General features: G+C 67.4%; 12 protein-coding genes and 1 tRNA gene. 11 read left to right on the top strand and 2 right to left on the bottom strand.

The genetic code is table 11. From position 1 onward, the window contains the following. The first annotated feature begins 174 nt into the window (after positions 1 to 174). The 7 genes from HTS88_RS05095 (at position 175) to HTS88_RS05065 (ending at position 7,246) form a co-directional block, all read left to right on the top strand. Positions 175 to 1,578: an MFS transporter gene (locus tag HTS88_RS05095; protein WP_174176138.1), complete on the top strand. Its 1,404-nt coding sequence runs from the start codon at positions 175 to 177 to the stop codon at positions 1,576 to 1,578. Positions 1,579 to 1,684: 106 nt separating this feature from the next. Continuing rightward, positions 1,685 to 2,785 carry a Gfo/Idh/MocA family protein gene (locus HTS88_RS05090; protein WP_174176136.1) on the top strand — a complete coding sequence of 367 codons (1,101 nt, stop codon included), beginning with the start codon at positions 1,685 to 1,687 and terminating at the stop codon, positions 2,783 to 2,785. After that, the gene (locus tag HTS88_RS05085; protein WP_174176134.1) at positions 2,782 to 3,753 is read left to right on the top strand and encodes a DUF6807 domain-containing protein; all 972 of its coding nucleotides are present in this window, start codon (positions 2,782 to 2,784) and stop codon (positions 3,751 to 3,753) included. The genes HTS88_RS05090 and HTS88_RS05085 overlap by 4 nt, the downstream gene beginning before the upstream one ends. A gap of 26 nt (positions 3,754 to 3,779) precedes the next feature. After that, positions 3,780 to 4,526: a cupin domain-containing protein gene (locus HTS88_RS05080; protein ID WP_174176132.1), complete on the top strand. Its 747-nt coding sequence runs from the start codon at positions 3,780 to 3,782 to the stop codon at positions 4,524 to 4,526. Next, a complete protein-coding gene (locus tag HTS88_RS05075; protein ID WP_174176130.1) occupies positions 4,523 to 5,569 on the top strand; it encodes a LacI family DNA-binding transcriptional regulator in 1,047 nt (348 codons plus the stop codon). Before HTS88_RS05080 ends, HTS88_RS05075 begins: the two co-directional genes overlap by 4 nt. A 9-nt stretch (positions 5,570 to 5,578) precedes the next feature. Further along, complete coding sequence (locus HTS88_RS05070) at positions 5,579 to 6,061, top strand: cation:proton antiporter regulatory subunit (RefSeq protein WP_174176128.1); 483 nt, start codon at positions 5,579 to 5,581, stop codon at positions 6,059 to 6,061. A gap of 6 nt (positions 6,062 to 6,067) precedes the next feature. Continuing rightward, a complete protein-coding gene (locus HTS88_RS05065) occupies positions 6,068 to 7,246 on the top strand; it encodes a cation:proton antiporter (RefSeq protein WP_174176126.1) in 1,179 nt (392 codons plus the stop codon). Positions 7,247 to 7,282: 36 nt separating this feature from the next. On the opposite strand, the gene dcd is transcribed toward HTS88_RS05065, so the two are convergent. Next, positions 7,283 to 7,858: a dCTP deaminase gene (dcd, locus tag HTS88_RS05060; RefSeq protein ID WP_104188486.1), complete on the bottom strand. Its 576-nt coding sequence runs from the start codon at positions 7,856 to 7,858 to the stop codon at positions 7,283 to 7,285. Between the two features lie 248 nt (positions 7,859 to 8,106). Here dcd and HTS88_RS05055 point away from each other — a divergent pair, with 248 nt between their 5' ends. Continuing rightward, entirely contained in the window at positions 8,107 to 9,771 is a 1,665-nt protein-coding gene (locus HTS88_RS05055) for a CAP domain-containing protein (protein ID WP_343044881.1), read from the top strand. Positions 9,772 to 9,851: 80 nt separating this feature from the next. Here the strand turns inward: HTS88_RS05055 and HTS88_RS05050 are convergent, their stop codons facing one another. Further along, a complete protein-coding gene (locus tag HTS88_RS05050) occupies positions 9,852 to 10,331 on the bottom strand; it encodes an SRPBCC family protein (protein WP_174176122.1) in 480 nt (159 codons plus the stop codon). Positions 10,332 to 10,572: 241 nt separating this feature from the next. On the opposite strand from HTS88_RS05050, the gene HTS88_RS05045 reads away from it, so the two are divergent. From HTS88_RS05045 to HTS88_RS05035, 3 genes are all read left to right on the top strand, one after another. Then, positions 10,573 to 10,646: transfer RNA gene (locus tag HTS88_RS05045), tRNA-Gly, on the top strand. A 103-nt stretch (positions 10,647 to 10,749) separates the two neighbouring features. Next, positions 10,750 to 10,890 carry a hypothetical protein gene (locus tag HTS88_RS05040; RefSeq protein WP_172801468.1) on the top strand — a complete coding sequence of 47 codons (141 nt, stop codon included), beginning with the start codon at positions 10,750 to 10,752 and terminating at the stop codon, positions 10,888 to 10,890. Continuing rightward, positions 10,887 to 12,041 carry a Rossmann-fold NAD(P)-binding domain-containing protein gene (locus HTS88_RS05035; protein WP_174176120.1) on the top strand — a complete coding sequence of 385 codons (1,155 nt, stop codon included), beginning with the start codon at positions 10,887 to 10,889 and terminating at the stop codon, positions 12,039 to 12,041. The genes HTS88_RS05040 and HTS88_RS05035 overlap by 4 nt, the downstream gene beginning before the upstream one ends. The last annotated feature ends 5 nt before the right edge of the window (positions 12,042 to 12,046 follow it).

Genomic DNA, 12,046 nt, shown 5'->3' with positions numbered 1-12,046 from the left:
GGATTCGATTGTCAAAGTTGGAGCAGGCGGTTCATTCGTTAGGTCCGGGAGGGTCCAGTTTATCAAGGCTTCGGCGCCCGCCCTGCCCCTCACGACGCCCCGCTGGTGCGGGGCCCGGTATCCCCGGGGGTTCGCTCCGCCTCCTGTTCGCCACGGGCGGATACGATGCATCCTATGAACAGCGCCAGCGCTCCAGGGGCAACGCAGCCGTCCTCGGAACTTGAGTCCGGGAACCAGCGCACAGGCAAAGGCCGCATCCTGGCATGGGCTTCATGGGACTGGGGATCCGCAGCCTTCAACGCCGTGATGACAACCTTTGTCTTCACCGTCTACCTCACCTCCAATGCTTTCGGCGGCGAAGACCAGGCCTCGGCGGTCCTGGGCGGTGCCCTGGCGGTCGCCGGCCTGGCGATTGCCCTGCTGGCTCCTGTCACCGGCCAGCGTTCGGATGCGGGCGGCCGGCGCAAGCTGTGGCTGGGAGTCAACACGGCCGCCGTCGCCATCCTTACTGCCCTGTGCTTCTTCGTCTTCCCGCGGCCGGAATTCCTGCTGCTCGGAGTGTCGCTGATAGCCCTGGGCAACGTGTTCTTCGAGTTCGCGGGCGTCAATTACAACGCCATGCTCGCCCAGATCTCCACGCCGCGGAACATCGGCAAGGTCAGCGGATTCGGCTGGGGGGCGGGCTACCTTGGCGGCATCGTTGCCCTGCTGATTGTCCTCCAGCTGTTCGTCCAGCCCAGCTTCGACTGGTTCGGCGCGTCCACCGAGGACAGCCTGAACATCCGGCTGGTAGCTGTTTTCTCGGCCCTCTGGTTCTTCATCTTCGCCCTCCCCGTGCTGTTCGCCGTGCCCGAGCTTCCCCGCGCCGCCCAAGCAAAGCGGCTGGGCCTGCCGGCCAGCTACGGGCTGCTTTTCCGCCGGATCAAGGCCATCTACGCCACCAGCCCCCACACCATCTACTTCCTGCTGGCCAGCGCAGTCTTCCGGGACGGACTGGCCGCCGTCTTTACCTTCGGCGGAATCATCGCTGCGGGTACCTTTGGCTTTGAGCTGTCCGAGGTCATTTTCTTCGCCATCTTCGGCAATGTCGTGGCCGCGGTGGGGGCAGTGCTGGGCGGCCTGCTGGATGACCGGATCGGCCCCAAGCGGGTGATCATCGGCTCGCTGGTGGGCCTCCTGGTTGCGGGCAGCGTCATCCTGGTGCTTGGCAACGGCGACTACACCTTCCTGGGCATGGCCTGGCCCGGCAGCACCACCTTCTGGGTATTCGGGCTTTTCCTGTGCCTGTTCGTGGGGCCCGCCCAGGCCTCGTCACGCGCGTACCTGGCCAGGCTGGCGCCGCACGGCGAGTCCGGCGAACTCTTCGGCCTCTATGCCACCACCGGCCGGGCCGTCAGTTTCCTGGCACCCACGCTCTTCACCCTCAGCATCACCCTTGCGGCTCCCCTGGTGGCGCCCGGCGAGGCACAGCGCTGGGGCATCCTGGGCATCATGGTGGTGCTGCTGGCCGGACTGCTCGTCCTGCTGCCCGTCAAGTCGCCGGACGAGGCGCCCATCGCGGTCGTGCCTGCCGCCTGACGCCCGCAGGTTGACGTGGGACTCCCTCGTGACCCCTTGACGCCTCATGTTATCGATCACATAATTGTGATCGATAACATGAATCCTTTCAATGACGAGGAGCACCATGACAAAGGCCCAACATCGTCCCCGCGTGGGGATCGTCGGCACGGGCGGCATTGCCCATGCCCATGCGGAAGCCCTGAAGCTGGCGGGCGCGGAGCTCGTCGCGGCGGTGGATATCGACCCGCGCAGGGCAACAGAATTTGCGGAAAAGGTGGGTGTCGCCCAGACCGCCCCCACCCTGGCCGCCGCAGCGGAAACGGAACTGGACCTGGTCGCCGTCTGCACGCCGCCGTCGTCGCACGCACCCCTGGCCCTGGAGGCCATGGCGCTGGGCATGGACGTGGTGCTGGAGAAGCCGCCCGCCCTGTCGCTCCGGCAGCTGCGTGAGCTGCAGGAAGCGGAACTCGCCACGGGCAGGCGGGTCAGCTGCATCTTCCAGCACCGCTTCGGCACGGGCGCCCGGAAGCTGGCGGACCTGCAGGAGTCCGGAGTCCTGGGCAGCCCGCTCACCGGGTTCTGCAACACCCTCTGGTTCCGGGACCAGGCGTACTTTGACGTTCCGTGGCGCGGCCAGTGGGACGTTGAGGGCGGCGGACCCACCATGGGGCACGGCATCCACCAGTTCGATCTCCTTCTGCACCTCTGGGGGCCCTGGCAGGAAGTGACGGCATTCGCCGGAAAGCTGGCCCGCCGTACGGAGACGGAGGACGTCTCCACCGCCATCGTGCGGTTCGAGTCAGGTGCGTTGACCACCGTCATCAACTCGGTGATCTCGCCGCGGGAAACCTCCCAGCTGCGGTTCGACTACGAACATGCCACGGTGGAACTGGAACACCTCTACGGCTACGACGACTCGAACTGGCGCTTCACGCCGGCACCCGGCCAGGAGCACCTCGCAGCTGCGTGGACGGACGGCCCGGCCAGCACACCCAGCGGCCATTCGGCACAGTATGCCCGGATCATCGAAGCCGTCAGCACCGGGACCGTTCCGCCGGTCACGCTCGCTGACGCCTGGCCCACCATGGAGCTCGCCGCCGCAACCTACGCATCCGCCATCACCGGCGAGACCGTCCGCCGCGGCGACATCACTGAAGGAAACCCGTTCTTCGACCGTGCCGACGGCCGGCTGGAACCCTGGAAACTGGAAAAGAGCCCCGCATGAGCACCGCCGCCGGAACAACTGCTGCCCCAGCAACCGCACACCAGCTCGGCTGGACGGACGATGGCGCCGCCGTCGAAATCTCACTGGACGGCGTGCCCGTCCTTACCTACACCTATGCCGCAGAGGATCCCCAGGCGGAATCGCCCCGGCCGTACTTCCACCCGGTCCGCACCAGGGGAGGCGACCTGGTGAGCGCTTACCGCCCGCACGACCACGTGTGGCACAAAGGCATCGCCTGGTCCCTGCCGCACCTTGGTCCGGACAACTTCTGGGGCGGCCCCAGCTACCGGCGCGGCCAGGATTACCAGTGGCTGCCCAACAACGGTGCCATGCGGCACCTGGAAACCACCAGGGCAGCGGACGACGACGGCTCGTTCAGTTTTGCGCACCGGCTGCAGTGGATGACCCAGCAGGGCGCGCCCGTGGTCGAGGAGGAGAGATCCTTCCGGGTGGTGCCGGGGACGGACGCCAGCTACACCCTCGTCTTCGACACCGTCATGACCAACGTGTCCGGAGCGGACATCCACATCGGCTCCCCCACCACGGAGGGCCGTGACAACGCAGGATACGGCGGCCTGTTCTGGCGCGGCCCCCGCTCCTTCGCAGGCGGAACCATCATGGGACCCGGCGGTGCCACCGGCGAGGAACTCCGCGGCCAGCGGGCCCCCTGGCTTTCCTTCGTGGGGCAGCATGACGAAACCTGCCGCTATTCAACGCTGGTGATGGTTGACGATCCCGGCAGCGTGCATCCGGAGCCGGAATGGTTCGCCCGGTCCGAACCGTTTGCCTGCATGGGCCCTGCCCCGTTCTTCAGCCAGGAAGTCCTGTTCCAGGCAGGAGCCACCCTCCGTTTCCGGTACGGGGTTGTGGTTGCGGACGGCGCATCGGACCGGAACAGGGCGGAAGCGCTGGCAACGGCGGCCCGCGGTGTCCTGGCGGCTGCGCCGGCATCCCCGGCAGGGACGTGAACGGCGGAGAGGTGAACAGCGGACCGATGAACAGCGGGAAGGACCAGCCCCCTCCGCCGCCGGGATTTCCAGGCGGCACCGCAGTCAGCAGGCTCCGGGTATATGACTGGGAGTCCGCCGACGGCTTGTGCGGCGGCTCCCCGCACCTCCATACGGTGTCCTCCGAGGCCTACGTGGTCACGGCCGGCACTGGAGCGGTGCACACCATTTCGATGGCAGGCATCCAGCAGCACGGGCTGGCGGCCGGGTCGCTGGTGTGGTTCAGCCCCGGCACCGTCCACCGGCTGGTGAACACGGACGGGCTCACCCTCAACGTGATCATGTCCAACGCCGGCCTGCCTGAGGCCGGAGACGCCGTCCTGACTTTTCCACGCCGCATCCTCCAGGACCCGGACCTGTACGCGGCGCATGCCGCCCTCCCCCGGGATGCAAAAGAAAGCGAGGTTGCGGCGGCAGCACGGAGGCGGCGCGACCTCGCCCTGGAAGGATACGCCGAACTGCATACATCGGTGCTGCAGGACGGCACTCCCGCGCTTGCGGAGTTCCACCGCGCGGCCGCCCGCCTGGTCCGCCCGCGCGTCGGGCACTGGAAGGAACTCTGGTCCGCCAACGTCCAGAGCCAGGTAAAGGCAACGGAGCAGGCCCTCCGCGAGCTGGCAGACGGCTCGGCAGCGTCCCTGGCGGGCGCAGCGGTAGCCAGCGCCGAACAGCGCCCGGGCGAGGGATTTGGCATGTGCGGGCGCCTCACCACCTGGGAGGATTCCAGGCTGTGACACCATCCCCCGCCGCCGCCCGGCCGCCTGCCCGTGCAGCCACGATCTACGAGGTGGCACGGCTGGCCGGCGTCTCGCACCAGACTGTCTCCCGGTTCATGGCCGACCGTTCCAAGCTGAAGGCCTCCACGTCGGAAAAGGTGGAACGGGCCATGGCGGAACTGAACTACTCGCCCAACCTCACCGCCCGGTCGCTGCGGACCAAGGCCGCGTACCGGGTCCTGGCACTGGTGCCCGGATCCTCGCCGTACTTTCCGTCCCGGATGCTCAACGGCGCGGCCGCAGCCGCCCGGGAAGCCGGGTACCACCTGGACGTCGTCGCCCTGGAAGGGGCCGGCCCGGAGCGGACGGAGCGGCTCCGGGGGATCCTGGACGGCGGTCCCTTTGCTGGGGCCCTGTCTTTCGTGCCCATTTCCGGGACGGACCTCCTCCAGGCGCAGGAACGGATCCCCGTGGTGGTGGCCGGAGAGTACGACGACAAGATGCGTGGCCGGGGCCGGATTTCGGACGGCTCCGCGGCGCAGGCCATCGTGGAGCACCTTGCCGCCCTGGGCCACCGGCGGATCGCCCATATCGCTGGCCCGCAGGAATGGCCCGCAGCCCGCAACCGCCTGGCCGTTTACCGCAAGGCCGTGCACGACGCCGGGCTGGAGGATTGCGGGGTGGCCGAAGCGGAGTGGAGCGCCGCCTCCGGATACACCGCTGCGCAAACCCTCCTGGCCAACCCCTCCTTCACCGCCGTCTTCGCCGCAAACGACCACCTGGCCATCGGGGCCATCCGGGCGCTCCACGATCACGGTCTCCGGGTTCCCGCCGATATCAGCGTCGTCGGCTGGGACGACCACCCCGAATCCGCGTTCCTGGTCCCGTCCCTGACCACCGTCCACATGGACCTGGAGGCCCAGGGCAGCCGCGCCATGGAACAGCTGATCGCCGCGTTGAACCCGGGAAACACACCCCCTCCGGAGCCTGGTCCCACGGGCATGCGGCTGGTCCTGCGGGAATCCTCGGGGCCCGCCCCCAAGCATGGCCAGGCAGACTAGTCTGGAACCATGAACGTGGACGAAACCAACCTTCCCGGCCTGGGCCGGCGCAAGGATTTCATGACCGCCTCAGGCCGCCGGATCGGCGTGGTGGAGCGGCGCGAGGGCCAGACCGAGCTCATAGTCTCGGCCTGGGATGATCCGGACACCTGCCAGGCATCCATACCCCTCACCACCGAGGAAGCAGCCACCCTCGGCAATCTCCTGGGCGGGCAGCACCTGGCCATGAAACTGACAGAGGAACACAAGGACGTCCCGGGAATCGTCACCCGGCAGTTCTCCATCGCCCAGGATTCCCCCTTCCAGAACCAGCCCATGGGCAAGGCGTGCATCCGCACCCGGTGCGGCGTCTCCATCGTGGCGATCATGCGCGAAGGCGAGGTGCTCCCGTCGCCGGGACCCGACGTCGTGCTTCACCCCGGTGACCTGCTGGTGGCGGTGGGCACCCAGGAAGGCCTCGACGCGGCGGCCGATATCCTGCGTCACGGATAAGACGGCATGGACCCGCTGGCCCTGACCCTCATTGAACTGGGGGCCGTTGTATTCTGCCTTGGCCTGCTGGCCAGGCTGGCCGGACGGGTCGGAATGTCCCCCATCCCGCTCTACCTCCTCGGCGGACTCGCATTCGGCGCCGGCGGCATCGTCAAGCTCGACGGCATGAAAGAGTTCGCGCACGTCTCCGGCGAGATCGGCGTGATCCTGCTGCTGCTTATGCTCGGCCTGGAATATACGGCGACCGAACTCTTCACCGGCCTGCGCCGCTCCTGGCAGGGCGGCGTGCTGGACCTCGTCCTGAACTTCCTGCCCGGTGCTGCCCTTGCCTACCTGCTGGGCTGGGGCGGGGTGGGCGCCATGGTGCTGGGCGGCGTCACCTACATCTCCTCATCGGGAATTGCCGCCAAGGTCATCACCGACCTGGGCCGGATAGGCAACCGGGAAACACCGGTGGTGCTGTCCATCCTGGTGTTCGAGGACCTGGCCATGGCCGTCTACCTTCCCGTGCTGACCACCATCCTGGCCGGCGTCAGTTTCCTCGGCGGGCTCACCAGCGTGGGCATCGCGCTGGCGGTGGTGAGTGTGGTGCTGATGGTGGCGCTGCGGCACGGGCACCACGTGTCCAAGGCCGTTCACAGCGAGAACTCGGAAGTGTTCCTCCTGAACGTGCTGGGCGCGGCGCTGCTGGTGGCCGGGATAGCCTCGGCCATGCAGGTGTCCGCCGCGGTGGGGGCATTCCTGCTTGGCATCGCAATTTCAGGCGCAACGGCGCACAACGCCACCCGCATCCTCGAGCCGCTGCGGGACCTGTTTGCCGCCATCTTCTTTGTCGCCTTCGGACTCAATACAGATCCCACGTCCATCCCGCCGGTCCTTGGCTGGGCCCTGGTGCTGGCCGTCATCACGGCCGCCACCAAAATGGCGACGGGCATCTGGGCGGCCAAACGCGCCGGCATCGCGCGGCCCGGCCGCCTGCGCGCCGGAGCCACGCTGATCGCACGCGGCGAATTCTCCATCGTCATTGCGGGGCTGGCAGTTGCGTCCGGGGCAGTGCCCGGCGAGCTGGCGGCCCTTGCCACCGCGTATGTCCTGCTGATGGCGGTAGTGGGTCCGCTGGCGGCCCGGTTTGTGGGGCCCGTCAGGGCTGCCCAACCGCCCGCGGGCGTGGCTGCCAGGGCCTGAGGCCCCCTGCCCCGGTGCGGGCTTCAGTGCTGCCTGCTAAATCTCCGTGCGGTGGAAGTTCAGGTGGCTGCGGCTCGCGGTAGGACCGCGCTGGCCCTGGTACCGGTTGCCGTACTCGCCCGAGCCGTAGGGATGCTCCGCGGAGGACGTCAGCCTGAAGAAGCACAGCTGGCCGATCTTCATGCCCGGCCACAGCTTGATGGGCAGGGTGGCCATGTTGGACAGTTCCAGCGTTACGTGGCCTGAGAATCCGGGGTCGATAAACCCGGCCGTGGAGTGGGTCAGGAGGCCCAGCCGGCCCAGGGAGGACTTGCCTTCCAGGCGGGCCGCGATGTCGTCCGGCAGCGTGACGGTCTCGTACGTGGACCCCAGGACGAACTCGCCCGGGTGCAGGATGAACGGCTCGTTCGGCTCCACTTCCACAAGGCGCGTCAGCTCCGGCTGTTCCTCGGCCGGGTCGATGTGGGCGTACTTGTGGTTATCAAACAGGCGGAAGAATTTGTCGATCCGGACATCCACGGACGACGGCTGGACCATCGCCGGATCGTACGGCTCGAGCACGATCCGCTGGGAGTCTATTTCGGCACGAATATCGCGGTCAGAGATCAGCACCGTCCCAAATTACCGTATGGCCGCTCCCGGGCAGTTATCCACAGCAACATTTTTTCGTTGTTGCAGAGCGCTCGTGGGGCTACTGTTACAGCAGTGATTCAGGCGCCGGATGGTCTCCCGGATGGCCCAACAGAGCTGGGGATGTTGTGAATAGATTGGCCGCGCCCTCTTTTCTTGGCGTGCTCTTGGCTTTAGCGCTGCTCTCTTCATCGGCGGGCACGCCTCCGGTGCCGGCTGCGGGGCCGCCAGTGGGCGCAACGGGGCCCGGCAGCGTCAGCCTGGGTGCGTCGGCCATAACCGGCCGCACCGGGTCCCCCTCCGGCACGGACTCCGGCGGGCCCCTCCTCGCCCCCGCGGTTGAACCTGACATCCGGCCGGCATCACCTACGGAACCGCTGGCAGCGGAACCAGTACCTGCGGAGCCCCTGGCACCCGCCCCCGCACCCGGCCCGTTCGCCGTTTCGGTTCAGGATTCCCCCGAGCCCGCAGCACCGGCACCTGCTCCTGCTCCTGCTCCTGCTCCGGACTCCGAAGAGCCTGCACCCGGCATTCCGTCCATCCCTCCCCTCTGGGCACCGGACGAGGAACTTGCCTCTCCCCCGGTGTCCCGCCAGGCGGCTCCGGAATCCCTGGCGGCCGCCACTCCTGCACCGGAAGCCCTCATTCCTGACAGCAACGCAGCCGCCATCCTCACGGTTTTCAACCGGATCAACGAGTACCGGGCGTCCAAGGGCCTGAACCCCGTCAAGTACCACGCAACAGTGGCGGCCCTGGCACAGGAGTGGTCAGACAGCATCGCATCCCGCGAGGTCATCGAGCACCGCGCCAGCTTCTGGACGGACCAGCGCGCGCTGAGTCCCAACAACGGCGCCGGTGAGGTCATCGCCATCCGCACGGACCGGGACGCCGCGCTCCTGGTGGAATGGTGGAAAGGCTCCCCCGGCCACAACGCCATGCTGCTCGATCCGCGCTTCAACGTCATGGGTGCCGGGATCAGCTATACGGACCGCACGTACAAGATCTGGGGCGTGGTGAACTTCTTCGGCTACACCACCCTTCCCGCCGGCACCACCGATTCCCCCGGCGGAACCGGGTCGAGCACACCCTTCCCGGCGCCGCCGCCCACTATGTGCGACGCGCCGGTCCGGCATATGCCGCCCACGCTTGACCTCTCCGCCGCGGCCATCAAGGGGCCCGGAGACATGGTGACCGTCGACTCCTCCGGCCAGCTCCTGGCACGGGCAGCCACCGGCGCGCGCACCTTTGCCGCGGCCAAGGTCATCGGCTCAGGATTTGCCGGCGCCAAGGAAGTGTTCACCTCAGACTGGGACCGGGACGGCGCCTATGACCTCGTCACGCAGTGGAGCAACGGCACGCTGACCCTCCACCGCGGCATTGCCGCCGGCGGATTCCAGCCGCCCGCCACCCTGGGAAGCGGAGGGTGGGAAACCCTTACCCTCGCCGTCGGCGGATGGTGCGCCAACAACAGGCTCCCCCAGATTCTTGCCCTGGACGGGGCGGGGAACCTCTATCTGTATCCGAACAAGGGCATGGGCGACCTCTCCGCACGGACGTTCGTAGGCTCCATCGGCGCCGCCCGGAAACTGTCCATGGTGGATTACGATGCCGACGGGTTCCAGGACCTCCTGGCCCTCCGGGCTGACGGCTCCGTCCAGCTGCACCGAGGCTGGGGCACCACGGCACTGCGGACGGAAGCCAGGGCTACGGTCGCCACCGGCTGGGGAGATGTCACGGGCATCAGGCCACTGCGGGACGTTACAGGCCTGAACTCCACCGGGCTGGCCCTGCGACGGGCGTCCGACGTTGTGCAGTACTGGGACCTGACCTCCGGAAGCCTCGCGTCGCCGTCGAACATTCCCGGACCGTGGACCGGGCAACGGCTGGCGCAGTAGGCGCCCCGGCACCGTAGGAGGGCAGCCGCAGTAGGCGGACTACGCAGGCCTGCCGCTGCCGGAGGGAACGAGAGCACCCTCTACATAGCGGGCTGGAGCTCCAGGACGTCCTTGAGCCGTTCGAGCTGGGCCACCTCGGTGGAGAGGCTGCGTTGAAGCATCCTGTTCAGGAATCCGACCCGATTGAGGATCCCGAGCCTGTGCAGGATGCCGGCCGCCCCTTCTGCCCGGGCCTCAAGGGCAAACCTGACGCGCGTTCCTGCCGCCTCCGTGCTGAGGTAGTACCCGCCTGAACGGTGGGCCGGCCCGGACATGGCCTGGAACTGGATTTCGGCTCCGGGCCTGGAGTGGGTGATTTCCAGCTCCGCGGGGATGCTCAGCCCGGACCGTCCGGCCACCATCTTGCGGTACACCGCCCCCTTGGAAGCAGATGCGCCCTGCAGCAGCCTGACGCTGCGCACCGAGTCGTTCCACGCAGGCAGGTTGGTGGCATCAAGCAGGTACAGATACACGGCCATGGCGTCCCGCCGGATAAGGACCTCGTGTTCTGCGAATGCCATGGGGGATCTTCCTGTGGTTGAGGTTCAAGTGCCGCAGTAGCTGCACTCCCCCCGGCCCCGCAGCTACCCGGTTCAGGTTAGCCAGCGCTCCGCGGGCACACCTAGCCACGGCAGGCGACGTTATTGAAGAGTTACTGGATGACGTGCCCCTCACCGGGACACGGGCGGCGCGCAGCGTGTGTGGGCAAGGCAGGCAAAGTTCTGCGCTAAGCTATGTTCTGCCCCTCCACGGCGGGGCAGCGCGGCTGTAGCTCAATGGTAGAGCGCTAGCTTCCCAAGCTTGATACGCGGGTTCGATTCCCGTCAGCCGCTCCACTGCTTGCAGCGGGACAGAAGACAAGCCACCCCGGGGCCATTAGGTACCGGCGTGTATCGTCAGAAGCCAGGAACCTCTTCGGTTCCGCTACAGGAGCAATTCATGGCTGACAAGTCCCCGCGTCAAACAGCATCCAAAAAATCCGGCAAGTCCATCAAGGAAAAGCGGGCCGACAAGAAGGCCGCTTCCGCCCCCGCCAGCTCCCTGGACATCACCTCCAGCAAGGCCGCCAAAAAGAAGTGACCGGGCAGCAGAAAAGACTGACCCTCGGCGTCCTGGCCTCAACCAGGAAGCCCGATGAGCGCCGGCTCCCCATCCATCCGCTGCATTTCGAGCGCATTGCGCCCGACATCCGCGAGCACATCATCCTGGAAACCGGCTACGGCGAGCGGCTGGGCGTCTCGGACGAACACCTCTCGCCTTTGGTGGGCAGGATGGCCGGCCGGGAGGCGCTGCTGGCGGAGGCCGACGTCGTCCTCCTGCCCAAGCCCCAGCCGGAAGACCTCGCCGACATGCGGGACGGCCAGGTCCTCTGGGGCTGGCCGCACTGCGTCCAGGACCGCGCCATCACCCAGCTGGCCATCGACAAGAAGCTCACGCTGATTGCCTTCGAGGCCATGAACCACTGGGCCAGCGACGGCGGCTTTGGGCTGCACGTGTTCCATAAGAACAACGAACTCGCGGGGTACTGCTCCGTGCTGCACGCCCTGGCGCTGACCGGGTCCACCGGCGACTACGGCCGGAGGCTCAGTGCCACGGTCATCGGCTTCGGCGCAACGGCCCGGGGCGCCGTCACCGCGCTGAACGCGCACGGGATCCATGACGTCCAGGTGCTGACCAACCGGGGCGTGGCCGCCGTCGGGGCACCGATCCACTCGGTGAACATCGTCCAGTTCGACCACGGCGACGAAGCCCCGTTCCTGAGCCAGGTCATCAGCGAGCGCGGCAGGGTCCCGCTGGCACCGTTCCTGGCCGAGAGCGACATCGTGGTCAACTGCACCCTGCAGGACCCCAACAACCCGCTGACGTACCTGCGCACGGAGGACCTGGCGGCGTTCAGTCCCGGGAGCCTGATTGTGGATGTGTCGTGCGACGAGGGCATGGGTTTCAGCTGGGCCCGGTCCACCACCTTCGCCGACCCCATGTTCACGGTGGGCGACCACATCAACTACTACGCCGTGGACCACAGCCCGTCCTACCTCTGGAACTCCGCCAGCTGGGAAATCAGCCAGGCGCTGCTGCCTTTCCTGGAAACCGTCGTCAGTGGCCCCGGCGCGTGGGACGCCAACGAGACCATCGCCCGTGCCATCGAGATCCGCGACGGCGTCATCCGCAACAGGGATGTCCTGGAGTTCCAGAAGCGCGAAGAGGCGTACCCGCACCTGGCCTTATAGTGCGG

The sequence above is a fragment of the Pseudarthrobacter oxydans genome, assembly GCF_013314975.1.
GTDB lineage: Bacteria > Actinomycetota > Actinomycetes > Actinomycetales > Micrococcaceae > Arthrobacter > Arthrobacter oxydans.
Note: the sequence above shows the minus strand (reverse complement) of the source record. Positions and strands in the feature narration are given on the sequence as shown.